This window comes from Aurantimonas sp. HBX-1, assembly GCF_021391535.1.
Taxonomy (GTDB): domain Bacteria; phylum Pseudomonadota; class Alphaproteobacteria; order Rhizobiales; family Rhizobiaceae; genus Aurantimonas.
The window spans coordinates 2,487,772-2,508,508 of the sequence record NZ_CP090066.1; the positions used below are offsets into that span (position 1 = coordinate 2,487,772).

The window sequence follows — 20,737 nt, forward strand, 5'->3', positions numbered from 1 at the left end:
CCGGAAATGCCGATGCTCCAGGCCCTCACCGCCATCTTCGCGTGCCAGCTCGCCGGCGAGGCGATCACCGTCGCGCTCGGCCTGCCGTTGCCCGGCCCGGTGATCGGCATGGCGCTGCTGTTCTCATTCCTCATGCTGCGCAGGAGCGTGCCGGCCAGCCTCGGCAGGGTCGGCGACGGGCTGCTCGCCAATCTGTCGCTGCTGTTCGTGCCGGCGGGCGCCGGCATCATGATGCATGCCGGCCGGCTCGAGGGCGAGGCGCTGTCGATCGGCCTGACGCTGGTGGTCTCGACGCTGGCGACCATCGCGGCGACGGCGCTGGTGATGAACCGGCTCGGCCCCGGCCGGAAGGAGCGCACCGATGGGTGAGACGCTGGTCGATGTCTGGGTGTATCTCGCCGCCAGCCCGCTGCTGGCGCTGACCATGACGCTCGTCGCCTATCAGGGCGCGGTCTGGCTCTACCACAAGGCCGGCTCGACGGCGCTGCTCAACCCGGTGCTCGTCACCGTGGCGCTGGTCGTCGCGGTGCTGACGGCGACGGGGACGAGCTACCAGACCTATTTCGAGGGGGCGCAGTTCATCCACTTCCTGCTCGGCCCGGCGACGGTGGCGCTGGCGATCCCGCTCTACCGGCAGTTCGACCGGGTGCGGCGGAGCGCCCTCGCCATCGCCGCGAGCCTCCTCACCGGCTCGCTCACGGCCATCGCCTCGGCGCTCGCCGTCGGCGCGCTGACGCGGCTCGACGCGGTCAGCCTCGCCTCGCTGGCGCCGAAATCGGCGACCGCGCCGGTGGCGATGGGCATCGCCGAGAAGCTCGGCGGCCTGCCGTCGCTGACGGCGGTGTTCGTGATCCTGACGGGAATTCTGGGGGCGGCCCTGGGGCCGGTGGTGCTCAACCTGCTCGGCATCCGCGACGAGGCGGCGCGCGGTCTCGCGATGGGCACCGCGTCGCATGGCATCGGCACCGCGCGGGCATTGCAGGAGAGCGAGGTGGCAGGCGCCTTCTCGGGCCTCGCCATGGGGCTCAATGCCCTGGCGACGGCGCTGCTGCTGCCGCTGGTCTGGTTGCTGTTCTTCTGACGGCCCCGGGGCATCGCCTCGCCGGGGCCCGATCCCCGCTTTAGCGGAGCATGCCCTTCACCAGGGTCGAGGCCTGGTTGAAGTCCATCTGGCCCGGATAGCGCTCCTTCAGCGCATTCATGCAGCGGCCGACATCCCGCAGGCCCTTGGCGTCGGTTTCCTCGACCACCTGCTTGCAGGCCTGCTCGATCTCGCCGGTGCCGAGCTGCGGCGGCAGGAACTCCCTGATGACGCAGATCTCCTCGCGCTCCTGCGCGGCGAGGTCGGGCTGGCCGCTCTCGTCGTAGGCCTTCGCCGATTCGATGCGCTGCTTGATCATCTTGGCGAGGATCAGCTGGATGTCGTCGTCGCCCACCGGGTCCCGGCCCGCCGAACGCTGGGCGACGTCGCGATCCTTGATCGCGGCGTTGATCAGCCGCAGCGTACAGATGCGGCGGCGCTCCTGGTTCCTGGTGGCGACGGTAAGGGCTTCCGCGAGTTGCTCGCGCATGGTCAGGCTTTCGTTTTTATCGCACCGGCGACCGCGTCCCACGAGTGGGACCCGAGTCAGCGTAATGCATACTTGTTGCAGAAGAAGGTAAAGCCGAACTGGGCGCAATGCCGCAGCTTCGGCAGAATGTGACTCTGTCGTGTCTCTCGATTGCATCGGCGTTGCCGCTCGGGCCAACAGGGCCGCGGGACGCGCGAGGGGGCGACACTGCCTCTTGCAGTGCAACCGGAGGCGGATGTAGAGATTTCCGCACCGGTCCACAAGTCCCTTGTCTCATGGCTGCCCTGCGCCGATATCGGGGCTGCGGCAACGCGACCCGCGACGGCTGGACCCTGCGGAAGAAAGAGCGTGGAGACATCATGACCGAAGGCTGGACGAAGCGGAAGGCGACCGGATTGCTGGTTCTGGCCGACGGGACGGTGATCGAGGGATTCGGCCTCGGCGCCGCCGGCGCCATCGAGGGCGAAGTGTGCTTCAACACCGCGCTCACCGGCTACCAGGAGATCCTCACCGATCCGTCCTATGCCCGCCAGATCGTCACCTTCACCTTCCCGCACATCGGCAATGTCGGCGCCAACGAGGAGGACCAGGAGGATCTCCCGGTCAAGGGCGCCGGGGCCGTCGGCGCGATCTTCCGCGCCGAGATCTCCGAGCCTTCGAACTACCGTTCGTCCGGCCATCTCGACGCCTGGCTGAAGGCGCGCGGCGTCGTCGCGCTCTCCGGCATCGACACAAGGGCGCTGACCGCGCTGATCCGCGAGAAGGGCATGCCCAATGCGGTGATCGCGCACGATCCGGACGGCAATTTCGACATCCCTGCCCTGAAGCAGCGCGCCGCCGCCTGGAGCGGCCTGGTCGGCCTCGACCTCGCCAAGGACGTCGCCACCACCGAGACGCTGGTCTGGGACGAGCGGCCCTGGGTCTGGGGCAGCGGCTATGCCAAGGGCGGCGAGCCGCGCTACACGATTGTCGCCGTCGATTACGGCACCAAGCGCAACATCCTGCGGCTGATGGCCGGCGAAGGCGCCCGCGTGGTGCTGGTTCCGCCGACGGCGACCGCCGACGAGATCATGGCGCATCAGCCGGACGGGGTGTTCCTGTCGAACGGCCCGGGCGACCCGGCCGCCACCGGCGAATATGCCGTGCCGACCATCCGGGCGCTGATCGAGAAGGACGTGCCGGTATTCGGCATCTGCCTCGGCCACCAGCTGATGGCGCTGGCGCTCGGCGGCAAGACCGAGAAGATGCACCAGGGCCATCACGGCGCTAACCATCCGGTCAAGGACTTCACCACCGGCAAGGTCGAGATCGTCTCGATGAACCACGGCTTCGCCGTGTCCGCCGGGTCGCTGCCGCAGGGCGTGGAGGAAACCCACCGCTCGCTGTTCGACGGCAGCAATTGCGGCCTGCGCCTGTCCGACCGGCCGGTGTTCTCGGTGCAGCACCACCCGGAAGCCTCGCCCGGCCCGCAGGATTCGCACTATCTGTTCCAGCGCTTCTTCCGGATGATCGATGCGCACCGGGCGGATTCCGCCGCCGCCTGATCGCGCGGAACACCTCCTACCCGAAACGACAACGGCGCCGGATGATCTCCGGCGCCGTTGTCGTTTTCAGTCATTTCCGCAGGCGTGTTACGCCCAGCCCATCCGGGCTCGAAGGCGCTTGAACCAGGCCCGCACGCCACAGTTGAACGTGGCGTGGCGGTGAAGGTCGTCCCGGTCGCGGTCGCCGCCGTAGGAAGAGCGACCGACGATGATATCTGCAAGCATTCTACCGCTCCTCTCGTGCTTAAGATCCAGAAGCAGCGTGCCTTCCCGCCGCAGGGGAACCCTGTGGGTTCCGCCTGGAAGCCGGCCGGCAAGCCGCGTGTCGTACCGATAAAGATGTGCACTTCGTGCGCCAAGTCAACGGATTTTAGCGCACTCGGTGCATATTTTTCCATTGCAGGCCCACCGGGGCCGGCCTAGAAAGCCGCGCGTCGCCGACGCCCGCGCAACGATTGTGCAGGATGAAAGCTTTCCCCAGACTGAATCCCGCTGTGTCGCTGGCGCATGGAGAGAAAATGACCCCTGAGACCTTCAAGACCTGGCGCAAGACGCTCGGCCTCAAGCAGAAGGACGCGGCCGACAAGCTCGGGCTGAAGAAGCGCGTCATCCAGTATTACGAAAAGGGCCATCGCGACGGCAAGAAGGTCGAGATCCCGAAGAGCGTCGAGCTGGCGTGCATGGCGCTATCGCTCGGCTACGAGGAATATGACGGCCGCCCCCTGCCGCGCTCGGCCACCGAGGCGCTGGGCGAGACCGCCGAAGACGTTTAGAGCTGAGGCCGCGATCGAGGGTCAGCGTCCGTCGATCAGCCGGCGGGCACGTTCGGCGACGATCTCGGTCGAAGCCTCGCTCGGCAGAACCTCCCACTCCACCGGTGCCCTGCTGCGGGCCAGCTGGCCCCGCACCACGTCGGGCGTCGCGTCCGACGGATCCCCGGTCCGTCCGGCGACCCGCTCCAGCAGCCGCTCCGCCGGCGCTTCCAGCCAGAGGCCGGTGAAGGGCACGCCGGCCGCTTCGGCGGCGGCCGCGATGCGCGCCCGCTCGGTGGGCCGGTCGAACACGCCGTCGGCCACCACGCCATGGCCGAGCCGGGCGACCCGCTCCGCCGTCGCGATCAGTTCGTCATAGACCTGGTCCGACACCTCCGGCGCATAGCATTCGGCCGGCAGCCGCGTTTCCGCGGGCACGGCGAAGTGGCGCTTGCGGATGCGGTCGCTGGCCAGGATCCGCGCCCCCGGCACGGGGCCGATCCCGGGCGCGATCGCCGCGGCGACGGTCGATTTGCCGGAGCCTGAAAGGCCGCCCACGGCGACCATCCGCGGCGCGCGCGGCGCGAGCAGGTCGAGGGCGAGATCGAAATAGGTGTGCGCCTCGCCGGCCGCGCCCGCAGCGCCCCCGTCGGCAGCCCGCGTTGCCGCGACATGCGCCCTGACGGCCGCGCGCACCGCCATCAGGAAGGGCAGCAGCGGCAGGCCGTCGCTCTCGTCGAGCGCGTCGAGATAGCGGTTCAGCACCAAATTGGCGGCTTCCTCGAGGCCGCGGTGCCAGAGATCCATCAGCAGGAAGGCGAGGTCGTAGAGGATGTCGGTGGTCGCCATCGCCTCGTCGAATTCGAGACAGTCGAACAGCGTCGGCTCGCCGGCCACCAGGCAGATGTTTCGAAGATGCAGGTCGCCATGGCAGCGGCGGATCTTGCCGGCCGCGCCGCGGCGATCGAGCAGGTCGGCGTGGGTGGCGAGGGCTTCCCGGAAGCGCCGGTTGAAGGCCGCTACCTCGTCCGGCGGGAACACGCTGGTGGTCGCAAGGGCCCGCTCGTTGATGGCGAGGACGGCCGCCATCACGGCCGCCCCGCCGCTTCCCTCCTCGGCCGGAAGGCCGGCGTGGAAGCCGGCGATGTGGCCGGTGAGCCGCGTCATCAGCGGCGCGGTCAGCGTGCCGTCGATCGCCATCTGGTCGAACAGGCCGTCGGCATCGAACCGGGCCATCTCGACGACCGCGTCGACCAGTTCGCCATCCGCGTCCAGCGCCAGTCCGCCATCCGGACGGCGCACGATCCGGCGGACGCCGCGATACAGCATCGGCGCCGTTCGCCGGTTGAGCTCGAGCTCACGCTGGCAGGCGGCCAGCCGGCGCTCGGGCGTCGAGAAATCGACATAGCCGAGCCTCACCGCCCGCTTGAGCTTGATCGCCGTTCCGCCGCCGATGAGGACGAGGGAGATATGCGTCTGAACGGTCTCGATCCCGGTCGGAGCGACATCTCCGAACGCCGTGCGGCGAAGGAAGTCGATCGTCTCGTCCTGGCCGTCGCCGCCCATGGCACTTCCCTGCTGTGGCGCATCCCCGTCCGGCATCATCATGCCGGCGGCCCGCCCCGGCAAGGCGCCACCGCGTCAGCGCGACGGGCCATCCTGCTCGAGGAAGAAGCGCAGCATCTCGCGGCTGGCATCCGGGCCGCCCGGATCGGTATAGCTGCCGGCGCTGCTGCCGCCGGCCCAGGCGTGGCCGGCCCCGTGCAGCAGCCAGTGCTCGTGCAGCGCCCTGCCGCGTCCGTCGCGGTAGCGCGTGCGGGTATAGGAGACGCCGCCCGGCGAGCGGCCCTTTTCCCGCTCGGCGATGAAATCGTCGCCGGCCTTGGCCTGGGCGATGACGTGCTCGCCATTGACCTTGTTGACCGTCGCGTCGCCGTCGCCGTGAAAGGCGATGGTCGGAATGCCGGTGCCGCGCCCCGTCGAGGGGGCGCCGCCCTTGCTCATCGCCGCAAACGCCGAGGCGACGTCGCGGGCGGCCCCGCAGGCGAGGCCCGAATGCACCCCGACGGCGGCGAACAGATCCGGATAGGTGGCGCCCATGATTGCCGCCTGGGCGCCGCCCGCCGACAGGCCGGCGACATAGACGCGCTTCGGGTCGACGCCGAATTCGGCGATGACCTCGCGGGTGATGCCGGCGATCAGCGACGGCTCGCCGCGCTCGCGCTCCTGGTCGGCGGCAGAGAACCAGTTCCAGCACTTGGAGCTGTTGGCGGCCTTCGACTGTGCTGGATAGACGACGAGAAAGCCGAATTCCTCCGCCAGTTCGTTCATGCGGGTGCCGGCGGCAAAGTCGTCCGGCGACTGGGTGCAGCCGTGCAGCATGACGACCAGCGGCAGCGCCCGCCCGGCGGGCTTGCTGGGGACGTAGAGCTTGTAGTCGCGCGTGCCGGCGGTATTGGCGAAGAGCCGGGTCTCGAACCGTGCGCCCGCCGGCACCGGAACGTCGTGTGGCGACGCCGGCTCGGCGCCTGTGCGCCTGACGGCGCCGGCATCCGCCATGCGGCGCCAGCGTTCCGCGAGGCCGGCCGGGAATGCAGAGGGGGCTGCTCGCGGGCGCGGGGTGGCGGCACGGTCCTCGGCTGCCGCCCCGGATCCGCTCTTGCGGCCGGTGCCGCCGAGCATGGCCATCGCCTCGTTCAGGCGACCCCGGCGGGTCAGCCGCATGACTTCCATCATGTCGATTCCGGATAGTGGCTTCATGGAATTCCCCTTCCTGGGGTGAATCTGCTGCGGCCTATCGGGTCAGCCGATGCGGCCGCGAAGAGCTGCCTTGACGGCGGGACTGGCTTGCAGCGAGCCGAGCACGTGCAGCGAGGCGATGGTGTCGAGCGCGAGTTCGGCGGAAACGTCCGGATCGATGATCGCGAGGCCGAGGACGTTGAGCGCAAGGGTCTCCCCCCTAGCCCGGAAATCCTCGAGGTCCGATCGCGTCACCCGCCGCAGCCCGAGGTCCAAGGAGCGGCGCGCCGCGGACTGGCGGACCGCATGCTCGTGGCGTTCCAGCTGGTTGCGGATGGCAGTGCGGATGAAGTCGGTGCGGTTCGAGTAGAACCCCTCCTTCACCAGCAGCTCGATCTGGCCGAGATCGACGAAGCCGAGATTGATGGTGATTTTCTCGCTGTCGGCGACGGCTTTCGCCGTCTGGATCTCGTTTGCCATCGAAATGTCTCTCCATCCGTGTGGATGGTAGATGGATGGGCTGGCCGAGCGCCGCAAGGCCCCGTCGCCGAATTCGCTCCGCACCAGCCGTCCGCCCGGAATTATATACCGTGATCGCGAGAATATTTGTGGATCGGGGTGACAGTACCTAAGTGTTTCAGACTTCTTATCGTTCCCGATTGCCGCATCGCCCTGTAAGCATGGGTGACGCTCCCGATTCGGACAGTCTGCCGACGGAGCCGGATGCCGCCATGCCGAAGACCAAACGCCGCAAGCAGTTCGCCGCCCTGCCCTTCCAGGCTGGCGCCGAAGGCGTCGAGGTACTGCTGGTAACCTCCCGCGACACCGGGCGATGGGTCATCCCGAAAGGCTGGCCGATGAAGAACCGGCGTCCGCACCGGGCCGCGGCCATCGAGGCCTACGAGGAAGCGGGCGTCGTCGGCAAGGCCGACAAGACCGCGCTCGGCACCTACGATTACGACAAGCGGATCGAAACGGGCGCGATCCCGTGCCGCGTCACGGTATTCCCGATGAAGGTGGCGCAGCTCCTCGACGAGTGGCCGGAAAGCGCCGAGCGCCGGCGCGCCTGGCACCCGGTCGAGCAGGCGAGCGAACTGGTCGAGGAGCCGGAGCTGCAGGCGATCCTGCGCGCCTTCGGTTCGCGCGCGGCCAAGCAGCGCGGCGGGTCCGCCAAGGCCGCCTCCGCCAAGACCCTCAAGGAAGAGGACGGGGTGTCTCGCGCGGGGTGACCCGTCAGGGTCGGCAGCTGCACCCGGGCCGGCGCGCGAAGGCTTATTCCGAGAGGCTCGCCGCCAGGGCCTGCAGCTTGTGGGTCAGGTGCTCGCGCAGCAGCCGCCCGAGATGCTCGCCTTCACGCGCCTCGAGCGCCGCCGCGATGGCCTCGTGCTCGGCGGTCGCGGCCAGCCAGCGTTCCGGCGTCAGGTTCGCCTGGTAGCGCGCCCGGTAGACCCGGCGCGCCAGGATCGAATGGTGCTGCACCAGCGTCGGGCTGCGCGCCGCCGACAGGATCGCCGAATGGATCGCCTGGTTGATGGCGAAATAGGCGGGACGGTCCTGGTTCTCGTAGGCGCCGCGGAGCCGCACCGTATCGGCGCCGATGGCGGCGATCTCGGCGTCGGTGGCCCGCGTCGCCGCCAGTTCGCCCGCCAGCCCCTCCAGCACGGCGACCAGCGGAAACAGCTCGGCGAGTTCCGACAGACTCTGCGACGCGACCACCGCCCCGCGATTGGGCAGCAACGTCACGAAGCCCTCGTGGGCCAGCACCTTGATCGCCTCGCGGATCGGCGTCCGGGAGACGCCGAACCGCTCCGTCAGCAGCCTTTCCGGGACCTTCTCGCCGGGCGTCAACTCGCCCTCCATGATCATCCGGCGTAGCCGGTCCGTCAGTTCCACGGCAAGGGCCGGCCGCGCGAGCGGGCCGTCACGGCGCGGATTGGCAAGGCTCATCGGCTCACTCCCCCTTCGCGGGCTTGCGCTGCGGACACCGCGGCCGGCTCGAGCGCCGCCGCCAGAACCTGCGCGACATGCAGCGCCTGGCGCTTCGCACCGTCGTCGATCTGGTGGCGGCAGGACGTGCCGTCGGCGACGATCACCGCGTCGGCGGGCGCCGCGCGCACCGCCGGCAGCAGCGACAGCTCGCCCATCGCCATGGAGATGTCGATCGTCGCCGCATCGTAGCCGAACGCCCCCGCCATGCCGCAGCAGGATGATTCCACCACCGACAGGTCGATCTCCGGGATCAGCCGCAGCGCTCCCTCGACCGACGACATGGCGCCGAAGGCCTTCTGGTGGCAGTGGCCGTGCAGCAGCGCCGGCCGGCCGAGCGGGCGAAGCGGCAGGCTGAGCCGCCCGGCCTTCTGCTCGCGCATCAGGAATTCCTCGAAGAGCAGCGAATGCTCGGCGACGCGTGCCGCCGCTGCGCCCGGCACCAGCGCCAGGAACTCGTCCCGCAGCGTGAAGATGCAGGAGGGCTCCAGCCCGACGACGCTCCAGCCGCGATCGATCTCCGGCAGCAGCGCGGCGATGGTGCGCTCGGCCTCGGCTTTCGCCCGGTCGAGCATGCCCGCGGCGAGATAGGTGCGGCCGCAGCAGAGCGGCCGCCCGCCCTGCGGCACCGCGGCGGTCTTCACGGCATAGCCGGCGGCTTCCAGCACGCGCACGGCGGCCCGCAGCGTCTCCGGATCGAACCAGCGCCCGAACGTGTCGGCAAACAGCACCACGCCTTTAGTCTCTTGCTGCCGCCCGGCCACAGCGCCCTCGCCGTCGCGGAACCAGTCGCGCCGGAAGCGCGGCAGCGAGCGGCGACGGGACAGTCCGACCAGCCGTTCCGACAGCGCTGCCAGCGCCGGGACGCGATCGCGCAGGCCGACCAGGCCGGACAGCCGGGCCGCCACCGGCGCGTAACGCGGCAGGGCGGCGATCAGCCGGTCCTTCAGCGAGTAGCCTTTCACCCGACCGCGCTGGTAGAGCACCTCGCTCTTCATCTTCGCCATGTCGACGCCGGTGGGACATTCCCGCCGGCAGGCCTTGCACGACACACACAGCTGCAGCGTCTCGGCCATCTCGTCGGAGAACAGCGCGTCGCGGCCGAGCTGGCCGGACAGCGCCAGCCGCAGCGTATTGGCGCGGCCGCGCGTGACGTCCCGCTCGTTGCTTGTGACGCGGTAGCTCGGGCACATCACGGCGCCGGCGGATTTGCGGCAGGCGCCGTTGTTGTTGCACATCTCGACGGCGCCCTGCAGGCCGCCCGCCGATCCCGGCCAGGCCGACCAGTCGAAGCCGGTGGCGAGGTCCTCGACCGCATAGCCGGGCGGATAGCGCATCAGGCTGCGGTCATCCATCTTGGGCGCGGCGACGATCTTGCCGGGATTGAGCCGGTTGCCCGGGTCGAAGGCGGTCTTGACCTCTTCGAAAGCGGCGACGATCCGGCTCCCGAACATCTGCTCGTGGAATTCCGAGCGGACGATGCCGTCGCCATGCTCGCCGGAATGCGAGCCCTTGTACTCGCGGACCATGGCGAACGCCTCCTCGGCGATCGCCCGCATCGCCTTGACGTCCTTGTCGAGCTTGATGTTGAGCACCGGGCGCACGTGCAGGCAGCCTTCCGAGGCGTGCGCGTACCAGGTGCCGCGGGTGCCGTGCTTCTCGAAGATCGCCGTCAGCCGGTCTGTGTAGTCCGCGAGGTGCTCCAGCGGCACGGCGCAGTCCTCGACGAAGGAGACCGGCTTTCCCTCCTCCTTCATCGACATCATGATGTTGAGCCCGGCGGCGCGCAATTCGGCGATGGCGGTCTGCAGCTTCAGGTCTGCCACCGCGACGACGCCGCCCTCGTGCAGCCCGCCGCGCCCGAAGCCGTAGCCGAGCCCGGCCATGACGTCCTCGAGCGCCGCCATGCTGGCGGCGTTCTCGTCCGGCTCGTCGGCGAACTCGACCAGCAGCAGCGCCGCCGGATCGCCCTCGACGAAGGCCTCCAGCGTCGGCACGAACATGTCGATCCTGCGGGCAAGGCCGATCATCGTCGCGTCGACGAGTTCGACCGAGGTGGGTTTCAGCGCCACGAGATGCTGGGCAGCCTCCATCGCGGCACGGAAGGTCGGGAAATGGCAGGCGCCGAGCAGCCTCGTCGGCTTCGGCAGCGGCGACAGGGCGATCTCGATCGCCGTCGAGATGGCGAGCGTGCCTTCCGACCCGACGAGGAGATGCGCCAGGTTCACCGGCTCGGCCGCCGGAGTCAGCGCGTCGATATTGTAGCCGCCGACCCGCCGCTGCACCGTCGGGAAGCGCCGGGCGATCTCGTCTGCCTCCCGCCGGCCGAGCGCCAGCATGGCGGCGACGAGGTCGCGCGGTGGCTCGCCCGCGGCATTCTGGTCGAGCCGGCCGAAATGGCCCGCCGTTCCGTCGGAAAGGATCGCGTCGATGGCGATGACGTTGTCGCGGGTCGTGCCGTAGCGCAGCGACCGCGCCCCGCAGGAATTGTTGCCGACCATGCCGCCGATCGTCGCCCGCGAGGCGGTCGAGACGTCGACGGGAAACCACAGGCCGTGCGGCCTTAGCAGCCGGTTGAGGTCGTCGAGCACGATGCCCGGCTCGACCAGCGCGCGCCGCCCGGCGACGTCGAGCTCCAGCAGGCGGTTCAGATATTTCGACGTGTCGACGATCAGCCCGGAATTCACCGTCTGGCCGCATTGCGAGGTGCCGCCGCCCCGCATGGTCAGCGGAACACCCTCTTCGCGGGCCGCGTCGAGCGCCGCCGCCACGTCGGCGGCGGTCTTCGCCACGACGACGCCGGCCGGCATGATCTGGTAGATCGAGGCGTCCGTCGCGTAGCGGCCGCGGGTGAAGCGGTCGAGATGCACCTCGCCCGCGATGTCGCGGGACAGTCGGCGCGCCAAGCCCGGCCGGATCATCTCCCCCATTCTGCCCGGCTCCCCCTGCGGCGATTATCACGTTGGCCGCTTGACACGCATAATGAATTCATAATCCAATTGGATTGCAAAATTCCATGGCGCCGGCAAGAGCGCGGGAGAGAGATGGATCGGGTGCGACAGCGCGTGCGATCCCGGGGAGACGCCATCGTGACCTACCGAGCCGGCCGGCATTTTCTGCAGATTCCCGGCCCCACCAACGTTCCGGACCGCGTGCTGCGCGCGATGGACATGCCGACGATCGACCATCGCGGACCGGACTTCCAGGCGATGGCGAAGCGGGTGCTGACCGGCATCCGCAGCGTCTTCAGGACGACCAATCCGGTGGTGATCTATCCGGGTTCCGGCACCGGCGCCTGGGAAGCGGCGCTGGTCAACACGCTCTCGCCGGGCGATCTCGTGCTGATGTACGAGAGCGGCCACTTCGCCTCCCTGTGGAAGAAGCTGGCCGAGCGGCTGGGGCTGCGGACCGAGTTCATCGCCGGCGACTGGTGCCATGGGGCCGATGCCGCGGCGATCGGCGAGCGGCTGAAGGCCGACACCGGGCACGAGATCAAGGCGGTCTGCGTCGTCCACAACGAGACCTCGACGGGCTGCGTCTCGCCCATCGCCGACATCCGCAAGGCGATCGACGCGGCCGGTCATCCCGCCCTGTTCCTCGTCGACACGATCTCCTCGCTCGCCTCGATCGACTACCGCCACGACGAATGGGGCGTCGACGTCACCATCAGCGGCTCGCAGAAGGGCCTGATGCTGCCGCCGGGCCTTTCCTTCAACGCCCTCTCCGACAAGGCGATCGCCGCCCAGGCGGGCGCGAAGCTGCCGCGCTCCTACTGGGCGTGGGACGAGATGCTGGCGATGAATCCCAACGGCTTTTTCCCTTCGACCCCGGCGACCAACCTGCTCTACGGCCTCGACGCGGCGCTGGAGATGCTGGACGAGGAAGGCCTCGAGAACGTCTTCGCCCGCCACCAGCGCCACGCCGCGGCGACGCGCGCCGCCGTCGGCGCCTGGGGGCTGGAAGTGCTGTGCGCCAACCCGGCGCAGCACTCCGGCGCGCTGACCGCCGTCATGATGCCGGACGGCAAGGGCGCCGACGCGCTGCGCAGGACAATTCTCGAGCATTTCGACATGTCGCTCGGCGCCGGCCTGTCGAAGCTCGCCGACCGGATCTTCCGCATCGGCCATCTCGGCGACTTCAACGATCTCACCCTCGTCGGAACGCTGGGAGGCGTCGAGATGGGGCTGAAGCTGGCCGGTGTGAAGCACCGATCCGGCGGCGTCGACGCGGCGATGAAGGTACTCGCCGCGGCAGCACCGGCGGAGGCACGACAGGCGGCGGAGTAGGCAGGGCGGAGAAGACGAACAGGCGGTTGAGGAGTCGCCTGCCAACGAAAAGATAACGGGAGGAAGACCAATGACGATACGCAGATTGATGCTCGGCGTCGCCGCGGCGGCGCTGCTTGCCCCCACCGCCGGCGCCGGGGCGCAGGAATCCCTCGACCTCGGCCATGTCGGCGACCCCGGCTCGCTCTACGAGGCGACGGCGGAGAATTTCGCCGAATGCGTCGGCGCCAGCGGCAAGGCCACCGTGGATGTCTACGGTTCCTCGCAGCTCGGCAATGACGAGGAAATGCTGCAGAAGCTGAAGCTCGGGCAGATCGACTTTTCCATCCCCTCGTCCGTGATGAGCTCCGTGTCGCCGACCTTCGGCGTCTTCGAGATGCCGTATCTGATCAAGAGCCGCGACCACATGAAGAAGGTTCGCGACGGCATGCGCGACACCTTCGTCGACGCCGCCGCCGAGCGCGGCTACCAGATCCTCGGCTTCTGGGAGAACGGCTTCCGGCACGTCACCAACAACGTCAAGCCGGTCAACGTCCCCGCCGACCTCCAGGGCATCAAGCTGCGCGTGCCGAAGGGCGAATGGCGGGTGAAGATGTTCCAGAGCTACGGCGCCAACCCGACGCCGATGGCCTTCTCGGAAGTGTTCACCGCGCTGCAGACCGGCGTCATCGACGGCCAGGAGAACCCGCTCGCGCAGATCTACTCGGGGCGGTTCCAGGAAGTGCAGAAGTTCATGTCGATGACCGGGCACGTCTATTCGCCCGCCTTCCTCACGACGTCGACGCGCAACTGGGAGGGCTGGGACGACGAGCTGAAGACGGTCATCCAGGATTGCGCCACCAAGTCGAGCGACTTCGCCTATGAGCGTTCGCAGCAGATGGACGACGAGCTCGTCGGCAAGATCGAGGAGGCGGGCGTCGCGGTCAACGAGGCCGACAAGGACGCGTTCATCGCCGCGTCCAAGCCGATCTACGAGGAATTCGGCACGCAGGTCGAAGGCGGCCAGAAACTGGTCGAGGACATTCAGGCGCTCGCCGGCTCCTGAGCCCCGACGGCGCCTTCGTCCTTTCTCCGGGAGCCGGCCATGCCGGCTCCCCTCTCCCTGCATGAACGATGAAACGGCGTCCGGCGGACGCGGGAGGCGATATTGCGCCAGTTGGCGAGAATCCTCGGTGAATTCCTGACCTGGGTGGTCATCGCCCTGATGATCGGTCTGACCGTCGTCGTCGTCTCGGCCGTCATCTACCGGAAGATGGGTGCCTCGCTCTCCTGGTATGACGAGATCGCCGGCGTGCTGCTCGCCTGGATCACCTATTACGGGGCGGCGCTGGCGGCGCTGAAACGCAGCCATATCGGCTTCGACGACGTGCTGCTGTCGCTGCCGTTGCAGGCGCGGAAGTTCGCCGTCCTCGTGGCCGAGGCGCTGGTGATCCTGTTCTTCGTGCTGCTGGCCTGGTCCGGGCTCGAGGTCCTCAGCATCCTCGAGGGCGAAAGCCTCGTCAGCCTGACATGGGTGCCGGTCGCCCTCACCCAGTCGATCATCCCGATCGGCGCCATCCTGTTCATCGTCGCCGAACTGCTCAGCTTTCCGGACTACTGGCGCGACGTGATGGCCGGGCGGTCGCTGGTTCACCCGCCGCTGGCCCACGAGACCGCCGAGGAGGGAACCCGGCCATGATGATCCTGGCGATGTTCGTCGCGCTGGTCGCGATGGTCTGCATCAACGTGCCGATCGCCGTCGCGCTGGCGCTGTCGGCGGTGCTGGCGATCTTCCTGACCGACGGCGCCGGCGCCCTCGTGACCATCGCGCTCGACATGTACAACGGCGCGCGCTCGTTCTCGCTGATCGCCATCCCGATGTTCGTGCTGGCCGGCGCCATCATGAACGCCACCGGCATCACGCGGCGGCTGATCGCCTTCGTCTCGGCGCTGATCGGCTTCGTGCGCGGCGGGCTGGCGATGGTCAATGTCGGCGTGTCGCTGTTCTTCGCCGAAATCTCGGGCTCGGCGGTCGCCGACGTCGCGGCCATGGGCTCGATCATCATTCCGGAGATGAAGAAGCGCGGCTACTCGGCGCCGTTCGCGGCGGCGATCACCTCCTCGTCGGCCTCGCTCGCCATCATCATCCCGCCGTCGATACCGATGATCCTCTATGCCGTCGCGTCGGGCACCAGCATCGAGCAGCTCTTCGTCGCCGGCGTCGTGCCGGGCCTGATCGGCGCCGCCGGCCTGATGGGCGTCGCCTACTACTACGCGGTGAAGTACAACCTGCCGATCGAGGAAGCCTTCAACCTGCGGCACCTGCGCGCCACGTTCCTCGACGCGCTGCCGACCTTCGCCCTGCCGGTGATCATCCTCGGCGGCATCTTCGGCGGCTACGTCACCGCCACCGAAGGCGCCGGCGTCGCCGTCGTCGCCTCCATCCTGGTCGGCATCTGGTACCGCGAGGTCGACTGGAAGCAGCTGAAGCAGGCGATGCTGGAGGGCGGCATCCAGACCGCCGTCGTCATGCTCCTCGTCGCCGCCTCGATCCTGATGGGCAGCTACCTGACGCAGGCCCGCGTGCCGCAGGAACTGGCCGCCGGCATCCTCGACATCACCACCAACCAGTACCTGATCCTGCTGATCCTCAACGTCTTCTTCCTGATCATCGGGTTCTTCCTGCACTCGGCCGCAGCGATCATCCTGGTCGTGCCGGTGATCGTGCCGCTGATCCAGCAGGCCGGCATCGACCCGGTGCATTTCGGGCTGGTGGTGACGCTGAACCTTGCCATCGGCCAGCAGACGCCGCCGGTGGCTTCGGTGCTGATCGTCGCCTGCTCGATCGCCAAGGCGAATATCTGGGACGTCTCGAAAGCCAACCTGCCGTTCATCGGCGTGCTGCTCTTCGTGCTCTTCCTGTGTACCTATGTGCCGGCGGTCCCGATGTTCCTCGTCGAATATTTCTACAGGTAGCCCCATGAGCCATGACGAACTCCTCTACGAGGTCCGGGGCACGACGGGCTGGATCACGCTGAACCGGCCGCAGGCCCGCAACGCGCTGACCTTCGCCATGTACGAGGGCCTGGCGGAGATCTGCCGGACGGTGCCGACCGACGGATCGGTGAAATGCCTCGTCGTCACCGGCGCCGGCGAGAAGGCGTTCGCCGCCGGCACCGACATGACGCAGTTCCGCGGCTTCTCCACCGACCAGGACGCGCTCGACTACGAGCACAAGATGGACGTGGTGCTGGGCGCGGTGGAGGCCTGCAGGCTGCCGATTATCGCGGCGATCTCGGGCGCCTGTACCGGCGGCGGCGCCGGCATCGCAGCAGCCTGCGACATCCGCATCGCCACCGCGGACCTGCGCTTCGGCTTTCCGATCGCGCGCACTCTCGGCAACTGCCTGTCGATCGCCAATCTCTCGCGCCTGTCCGGCCTGATGGGCCCCGGCCGCACCAAGGAGATCATCTTCACCGCCCGGCTCATCGGCGCGGAGGAGGCAGCGTCCTGCGGCCTCGTCTCGGAGATCGTCCCCGACCACGCGGCGCTGATCGCCCGCGCGGAGGAACTCGCCACGCTGCTTGCCGGGCACGCCCCGATCACGCTCGCCACCACAAAGGAGGCGATGCGGCGCCTGCGCGTCGAGGGCGCCGGCGCCAACGACCGCGATCTCGTCGTCCAGGCCTATATGAGCGCCGACTTCAAGGAGGGTATCGAAGCTTTCCTCGGCAAGCGCAAACCCGAATGGAAGAACCGCTGATGGCTGCCGCCAAGGGCCCGCTCGAGGGCATGAAGGTCGTCGAGCTGGCGCATATCATGGCCGGCCCGGTGTGCGGCATGATGCTCGCCGACATGGGCGCCGACGTCGTCAAGGTCGAGAAGCCGGAAGGCGACGACACCCGCCGCTTCCTGCCGCCGGACATCAACGGCGAATCCGCCGCCTACATGATGATGAACCGCAACAAGCGCGGCATCGTCCTCGACCTCAAGAGCGACGACGGCAAGGCGGTGCTCCGGCGCATGCTGGAGACCGCCGACGTCGTCATCGAGAACTACCGCATGGGCACGATGGAGAAGCTCGGCCTCGGCTACGAGACGCTGCGCGAGGCCAATGCCGGGCTGATCTACTGCGAAATCTCCGGCTTCGGCCGCACCGGGCCCTATGCCGGCCGCGGCGGCTTCGACCTGATCGCTCAAGGGATGAGCGGGCTGATGTCGATCACCGGCGAGGGCGCCGGTCGCCCGCCGGTGAAGTCCGGCGCGCCGGTCACCGACATCACCGCCGGCATCCTCGGCGCCCTCGGCTGCGCCGCCGCCTATGCCCGCAAGCTGCAGACCGGCGAAGGACAGAAGATCGACACCTCGCTGTTCGAGGCCGGCATCACCCATACCTACTGGCAGTCGGCCATCGCCTTCGCCACCGGCGTGGCGCCGGGACCGCTCGGCTCCGCCCACCCGCTGAACGCCCCCTACCAGGCCTTCCGCACGGAAGACGGCTGGATCAATCTCGGCGCGGCCAACCAGAAGAATTGGGAGCGCATGCTGGCGGTGATCGGCGCCGGGGAACTCGCCTCCGACCCGCGCTTTGCCGACAATCACGGCCGCATGCAGAACCTTGCCGCCCTCGCCGAGATCCTCGACGGGCATTTCTCCACCCGGACGTCGGCCGAATGGCTGGAACGGCTGGAGGCGGCCGGCGTCCCGGCGGGGCCGGTGCTCGACGTCGGCGAGATGCATCGCGACCCGCAGACCCTTTATCGCGAGATGGTGGTCGAAACGACGCACCCGACGGCCGGGCCGGTCAAGGCGATCGGCCTGCCGATAAAGTTTTCCGAGACGCCCGGCGGCGTCACCCGCCCGGCGCCGCTGCTCGGCCAGCACAGCCGCGAGGTGCTGGCGGAATACGGCTGGGACGACGCTTCCGTCGATGCGCTGCTGGCATCCGGCGCGGTGCGCGAGAGCGCGGCCCGCTGATGGCGGGACGCGCATGACCCGCACCGACCGCTTCGACGACCTTGCCGGTGCAGGGGCGGACGAGGTTCAGGCCGGGCTCGCCGAACGGGTGCGCGGCGAGGCGCAGCGTCTCAGGCACGAACGGCTGAACCTCTATGCCGGCGCCAACATCCTGACGCCGGCGCTCGCCGCCGGCTTCGACCCGACGCTGAGCCTGATGCCCTTCATGGGCCCGCCGCACGACAAGGAGCAGCCGGGCAGCGACTTCGCCGCCTCGCTGGAAGTTCTCACCAGCCGGCTGGCCTGCGAGGTCTTCGAGGCGGCATGGGGCGACTGCCGCCTGCCGAGCTGCACCATCGCCAATCTCGCCGTCTTTGCCTGCTTCACCGCCCCCGGGGACACGATCCTCGCCCCGGCGGCGAGCGATGGCGGCCATCTCAGCCAGCGCCGCGGCGGCACGCCGTCGCTGTTCGGCCTCGACATCGTCGAGCTGCCCTTCGACGCCGCGCGGCAGTGCCTCGACGCGCTGGCGACCGCCGCGCTGATCCGCGCCCACCGGCCGCGCCTGGTGATGCTCGGTCGCAGCGTGATGCTCGGTCCGGACACGCTCGAACCCGTCGTCGCCGCGGCCCGGGAAACCGGCGCACTGACGGTCTACGACCTGTCGCATGTCGCCGGCCTCGCCGCCGGCAGAGTCTTTCCCAATCCGCTTCGCGCCGGCGTCGATCTCCTGACCATGTCGACCTACAAGACGCTGGCCGGTCCGACCGGCGCCATCGTCGCCGGCGCCGACCGGGAGACCGGCGAGCGCTTCGCCCGCTTCGTCGACGGCGCCCTCCTCGCCAACCAGGACCTGGCGCGCCTGCCGGCCCTCGCCGGCGTCCTTGCCGAGTTCCGTGACGGCGGGTCCTATGCGCGCCGGACGATCGAGCTGGCGACCGCGCTCAAGGCGGCGCTGGCCGCGGCGGGCCTGCCGGTGCTCCTGCCAGGCGTGCCAGCGCAAAGCCATCAGGTTGTCGTGCCGATCGGCGATCTCGATGCTACCAAGGCGGCGATGGCGGCGCTGGAGCGCGGCCATCTGCTGGTCGGGCGCTGCCCCGTGCCCGGCACGCGCGGCGCCCACGGCCTGCGCTTCGGCAGCCAACTCGCCGCCCGCATCGGCATCGCCCCGGACAGGCTGACGGATGTCGCCGCGGCCGTCGCGGCGCTGCTCGGCGCGGCGCGGGCGGCCGGCGAAGCTCCGGCAGAGGACGATGCGGCGGTGCTCGCCTGCCGGTGCGCGGTGGCGGCAGCGCTCGCATCGGCGCCGCCGGGGTAGACGCGCCGCCCGACTGGGACTAACCACCACCCGGCCTATCGTCCGCACGGACGAATCGCGACTTTCACAAGGAGCTGGCGCGCATGACGGACCTCAAGCGGACCCCGCTTTACGACCTCCACGTCTCGCTGGGTGCGCGGCTGGTGCCATTCGCCGGCTACGAGATGCCGGTGCAGTACCCCGCCGGGATCATGAAGGAACACCTTCACACCCGCAGCGCCGCCGGGCTGTTCGACGTCTCCCATATGGGGCAGATCGCGATCCGCCCGCGCTCCGGCAAGCTGCGCGACGCGGCGCTGGCGCTGGAGACGCTGGTCCCGGTCGACGTCGCCGGCCTTCCCGAAGGCCGCCAGCGCTACGGCCTCTTCACCGACGAGTCGGGCGGCATTCTCGACGATCTGATGATCGCCAACCGCGGCGACCATCTGTTCCTCGTCGTCAACGCCGCCTGCAAGGAGCAGGACCTGGCGCATCTGGAGGCCGGCCTCGCCGCCACCTGCACCGTCGAGAACCTGCCGCATCGGGCATTGCTCGCCCTGCAGGGACCGACGGCGGAAGCGGCGCTGGCGACGCTCGCTCCCGACGTTGCCGGCATGCGCTTCATGGACGTCCGGGCGGTCGAGCTCGTCGGCGCCGGCTGCGTCGTCTCGCGCTCCGGCTATACCGGCGAGGACGGGTTCGAGATCTCGGTGCCGGCAGCCGATGCGGCGCGGCTTGCACAAGCGCTGCTCGCCATCGACGGCGTGGCGCCGGTCGGGCTCGGGGCCCGCGACTCCCTGCGCCTGGAAGCCGGCCTCTGCCTGCACGGCAACGACATCGACACCACCACGACCCCGGTGGAAGCGTCCCTCGAATGGGCGATCCAGAAGATCCGGCGCGCCGGCGGCGAACGCGCCGGCGGCTTTCCCGGCGCCGACACGATCCTAAAGCAGCTGTGCGCGGGCGCCGCGCGCCGGCGCGTCGGGCTGCGGCCCGAGACCAAGGCGCCGATCCGCGCCGGCACGCCGCTCTATGCCGAGGAGGAAGGCGGCGAGCCGATCGGCGCCGTCACCTCCGGCGGCTTCGCGCCCTCTCTGGAGGCGCCCGTCGCCATGGGCTACGTTCCGACGAAACAGGCGGGAGTGGGCACCCGTCTCTTTGCGGAGGTGCGCGGCAAGCGGCTTCCCGTCGTCGTCACCTCCCTGCCCTTCGTCACGCCCGGCTACAAGCGCCGGTAGACACTGAAGGAATATTCCGATGCTGAAATACACCAAGGAGCACGAGTGGCTGCGGATCGAGGGCGACGTGGCGACGGTGGGCATCACCCCGCACGCCTCGGTGCAGCTCGGCGACCTGGTCTTCGTCGAACTGCCGGCCGTCGGCGCGAATTTCGCCAAGGGTGACGACGCGGCCGTGGTGGAATCGGTGAAGGCCGCCTCGGAGATCTACGCGCCGCTCGACGGCGAGATCATCGAGGTCAACCAGGCGATCGTCGACGACCCGTCGATCGTCAACAGCGATCCGGCCGAAGCCGGCTGGTTCTTCAAGATGAAGCTCGCCGATGCCAGCGCCGCGGCGGAGTTGATGGACGAGGACGCCTACAACGCGATGGTCGGGCAGGCCTGAT

20 protein-coding genes are annotated in these 20,737 nt (G+C 69.1%); 14 read left to right on the plus strand and 6 right to left on the minus strand.

Annotation, left to right across the window (positions count from 1 at the left end; all coding sequences use genetic code 11):
• The first annotated feature begins 12 nt into the window (after window positions 1–12).
• A complete protein-coding gene (locus LXB15_RS11765; RefSeq protein WP_233948636.1) occupies window positions 13–369 on the plus strand; it encodes a CidA/LrgA family protein in 357 nt (118 codons plus the stop codon).
• A complete protein-coding gene (locus tag LXB15_RS11770) occupies window positions 362–1,081 on the plus strand; it encodes an LrgB family protein (protein ID WP_233948637.1) in 720 nt (239 codons plus the stop codon). The genes LXB15_RS11765 and LXB15_RS11770 overlap by 8 nt, the downstream gene beginning before the upstream one ends.
• A gap of 40 nt (window positions 1,082–1,121) precedes the next feature.
• On the opposite strand, the gene LXB15_RS11775 is transcribed toward LXB15_RS11770, so the two are convergent.
• Window positions 1,122–1,571: a GatB/YqeY domain-containing protein gene (locus LXB15_RS11775; protein ID WP_233948638.1), complete on the minus strand. Its 450-nt coding sequence runs from the start codon at window positions 1,569–1,571 to the stop codon at window positions 1,122–1,124.
• Between the two features lie 359 nt (window positions 1,572–1,930).
• Between LXB15_RS11775 and carA the strand changes: the two genes are divergently transcribed.
• The gene (gene carA / locus LXB15_RS11780) at window positions 1,931–3,115 is read left to right on the plus strand and encodes a glutamine-hydrolyzing carbamoyl-phosphate synthase small subunit (RefSeq protein WP_233948639.1); all 1,185 of its coding nucleotides are present in this window, start codon (window positions 1,931–1,933) and stop codon (window positions 3,113–3,115) included.
• A gap of 518 nt (window positions 3,116–3,633) precedes the next feature.
• Complete coding sequence (locus LXB15_RS11785) at window positions 3,634–3,888, plus strand: helix-turn-helix transcriptional regulator (RefSeq protein ID WP_233948640.1); 255 nt, start codon at window positions 3,634–3,636, stop codon at window positions 3,886–3,888.
• Between the two features lie 21 nt (window positions 3,889–3,909).
• Here the strand turns inward: LXB15_RS11785 and LXB15_RS11790 are convergent, their stop codons facing one another.
• Genes LXB15_RS11790 through LXB15_RS11800 form a run of 3 tightly spaced genes read right to left on the minus strand, consistent with a single transcriptional unit; the run spans window position 3,910 to window position 7,086 of the window.
• Window positions 3,910–5,475 carry a bifunctional aminoglycoside phosphotransferase/ATP-binding protein gene (locus tag LXB15_RS11790; protein ID WP_233948641.1) on the minus strand — a complete coding sequence of 522 codons (1,566 nt, stop codon included), beginning with the start codon at window positions 5,473–5,475 and terminating at the stop codon, window positions 3,910–3,912.
• A gap of 33 nt (window positions 5,476–5,508) precedes the next feature.
• A complete protein-coding gene (locus LXB15_RS11795; RefSeq protein ID WP_233948642.1) occupies window positions 5,509–6,627 on the minus strand; it encodes a PHB depolymerase family esterase in 1,119 nt (372 codons plus the stop codon).
• Window positions 6,628–6,669: 42 nt separating this feature from the next.
• Complete coding sequence (locus tag LXB15_RS11800) at window positions 6,670–7,086, minus strand: CopG family transcriptional regulator (protein WP_233948643.1); 417 nt, start codon at window positions 7,084–7,086, stop codon at window positions 6,670–6,672.
• 251 nt (window positions 7,087–7,337) lie between these two features.
• On the opposite strand from LXB15_RS11800, the gene LXB15_RS11805 reads away from it, so the two are divergent.
• Window positions 7,338–7,835, plus strand: a complete 498-nt coding sequence (locus LXB15_RS11805) for an NUDIX hydrolase (protein WP_233948644.1) — start codon at window positions 7,338–7,340, stop codon at window positions 7,833–7,835.
• Between the two features lie 43 nt (window positions 7,836–7,878).
• On the opposite strand, the gene LXB15_RS11810 is transcribed toward LXB15_RS11805, so the two are convergent.
• Both LXB15_RS11810 and LXB15_RS11815 read right to left on the minus strand, forming a co-directional pair.
• Window positions 7,879–8,553: a GntR family transcriptional regulator gene (locus tag LXB15_RS11810; protein ID WP_233948645.1), complete on the minus strand. Its 675-nt coding sequence runs from the start codon at window positions 8,551–8,553 to the stop codon at window positions 7,879–7,881.
• A complete protein-coding gene (locus tag LXB15_RS11815) occupies window positions 8,550–11,522 on the minus strand; it encodes an FAD-binding and (Fe-S)-binding domain-containing protein (protein ID WP_233948646.1) in 2,973 nt (990 codons plus the stop codon). The genes LXB15_RS11810 and LXB15_RS11815 overlap by 4 nt, the downstream gene beginning before the upstream one ends.
• 159 nt (window positions 11,523–11,681) lie before the next feature.
• Between LXB15_RS11815 and LXB15_RS11820 the strand changes: the two genes are divergently transcribed.
• The 9 genes from LXB15_RS11820 (at window position 11,682) to gcvH (ending at window position 20,736) form a co-directional block, all read left to right on the plus strand.
• Complete coding sequence (locus LXB15_RS11820) at window positions 11,682–12,878, plus strand: alanine--glyoxylate aminotransferase family protein (RefSeq protein WP_233948647.1); 1,197 nt, start codon at window positions 11,682–11,684, stop codon at window positions 12,876–12,878.
• A gap of 70 nt (window positions 12,879–12,948) precedes the next feature.
• The gene (locus tag LXB15_RS11825; RefSeq protein WP_233948648.1) at window positions 12,949–13,923 is read left to right on the plus strand and encodes a TRAP transporter substrate-binding protein; all 975 of its coding nucleotides are present in this window, start codon (window positions 12,949–12,951) and stop codon (window positions 13,921–13,923) included.
• Between the two features lie 111 nt (window positions 13,924–14,034).
• A complete protein-coding gene (locus LXB15_RS11830) occupies window positions 14,035–14,556 on the plus strand; it encodes a TRAP transporter small permease (protein WP_233948649.1) in 522 nt (173 codons plus the stop codon).
• Window positions 14,553–15,833, plus strand: coding sequence for a TRAP transporter large permease (locus LXB15_RS11835; RefSeq protein ID WP_233948650.1), 1,281 nt, complete (start codon window positions 14,553–14,555; stop codon window positions 15,831–15,833). Before LXB15_RS11830 ends, LXB15_RS11835 begins: the two co-directional genes overlap by 4 nt.
• A gap of 4 nt (window positions 15,834–15,837) precedes the next feature.
• On the plus strand, window positions 15,838–16,620 hold the full coding sequence (locus LXB15_RS11840) for an enoyl-CoA hydratase/isomerase family protein (RefSeq protein ID WP_233948651.1): 783 nt from the start codon (window positions 15,838–15,840) through the stop codon (window positions 16,618–16,620).
• Window positions 16,620–17,834: a CaiB/BaiF CoA transferase family protein gene (locus LXB15_RS11845; RefSeq protein ID WP_370640095.1), complete on the plus strand. Its 1,215-nt coding sequence runs from the start codon at window positions 16,620–16,622 to the stop codon at window positions 17,832–17,834. Before LXB15_RS11840 ends, LXB15_RS11845 begins: the two co-directional genes overlap by 1 nt.
• A 13-nt stretch (window positions 17,835–17,847) precedes the next feature.
• Entirely contained in the window at window positions 17,848–19,131 is a 1,284-nt protein-coding gene (locus LXB15_RS11850; RefSeq protein WP_233948653.1) for a beta-eliminating lyase-related protein, read from the plus strand.
• A 74-nt stretch (window positions 19,132–19,205) separates the two neighbouring features.
• Entirely contained in the window at window positions 19,206–20,348 is a 1,143-nt protein-coding gene (gcvT, locus tag LXB15_RS11855) for a glycine cleavage system aminomethyltransferase GcvT (protein WP_233953143.1), read from the plus strand.
• 19 nt (window positions 20,349–20,367) lie between these two features.
• A complete protein-coding gene (gene gcvH / locus LXB15_RS11860; RefSeq protein ID WP_233948654.1) occupies window positions 20,368–20,736 on the plus strand; it encodes a glycine cleavage system protein GcvH in 369 nt (122 codons plus the stop codon).
• The last annotated feature ends 1 nt before the right edge of the window (window position 20,737 follow it).

Bases quoted from the DNA above. Each gene is read 5' to 3' on its own strand.
- carA (WP_233948639.1), top strand. From the start codon at position 1,931: ATGACCGAAGGCTGGACGAAGCGGAAGGCGACCGGATTGCTGGTTCTG.
- LXB15_RS11795 (WP_233948642.1), bottom strand. From the start codon at position 6,627: ATGAAGCCACTATCCGGAATCGACATGATGGAAGTCATGCGGCTGACC.
- LXB15_RS11765 (WP_233948636.1), top strand. From the start codon at position 13: ATGCTCCAGGCCCTCACCGCCATCTTCGCGTGCCAGCTCGCCGGCGAG.
- LXB15_RS11785 (WP_233948640.1), top strand. From the start codon at position 3,634: ATGACCCCTGAGACCTTCAAGACCTGGCGCAAGACGCTCGGCCTCAAG.
- LXB15_RS11770 (WP_233948637.1), top strand. From the start codon at position 362: ATGGGTGAGACGCTGGTCGATGTCTGGGTGTATCTCGCCGCCAGCCCG.
- LXB15_RS11805 (WP_233948644.1), top strand. From the start codon at position 7,338: ATGCCGAAGACCAAACGCCGCAAGCAGTTCGCCGCCCTGCCCTTCCAG.
- LXB15_RS11835 (WP_233948650.1), top strand. From the start codon at position 14,553: ATGATGATCCTGGCGATGTTCGTCGCGCTGGTCGCGATGGTCTGCATC.
- LXB15_RS11815 (WP_233948646.1), bottom strand. From the start codon at position 11,522: ATGGGGGAGATGATCCGGCCGGGCTTGGCGCGCCGACTGTCCCGCGAC.
- LXB15_RS11850 (WP_233948653.1), top strand. From the start codon at position 17,848: ATGACCCGCACCGACCGCTTCGACGACCTTGCCGGTGCAGGGGCGGAC.
- gcvH (WP_233948654.1), top strand. From the start codon at position 20,368: ATGCTGAAATACACCAAGGAGCACGAGTGGCTGCGGATCGAGGGCGAC.
- LXB15_RS11790 (WP_233948641.1), bottom strand. From the start codon at position 5,475: ATGATGATGCCGGACGGGGATGCGCCACAGCAGGGAAGTGCCATGGGC.
- LXB15_RS11810 (WP_233948645.1), bottom strand. From the start codon at position 8,553: ATGAGCCTTGCCAATCCGCGCCGTGACGGCCCGCTCGCGCGGCCGGCC.
- LXB15_RS11825 (WP_233948648.1), top strand. From the start codon at position 12,949: ATGACGATACGCAGATTGATGCTCGGCGTCGCCGCGGCGGCGCTGCTT.
- LXB15_RS11775 (WP_233948638.1), bottom strand. From the start codon at position 1,571: ATGCGCGAGCAACTCGCGGAAGCCCTTACCGTCGCCACCAGGAACCAG.
- LXB15_RS11840 (WP_233948651.1), top strand. From the start codon at position 15,838: ATGAGCCATGACGAACTCCTCTACGAGGTCCGGGGCACGACGGGCTGG.
- LXB15_RS11800 (WP_233948643.1), bottom strand. From the start codon at position 7,086: ATGGCAAACGAGATCCAGACGGCGAAAGCCGTCGCCGACAGCGAGAAA.
- LXB15_RS11845 (WP_370640095.1), top strand. From the start codon at position 16,620: ATGGCTGCCGCCAAGGGCCCGCTCGAGGGCATGAAGGTCGTCGAGCTG.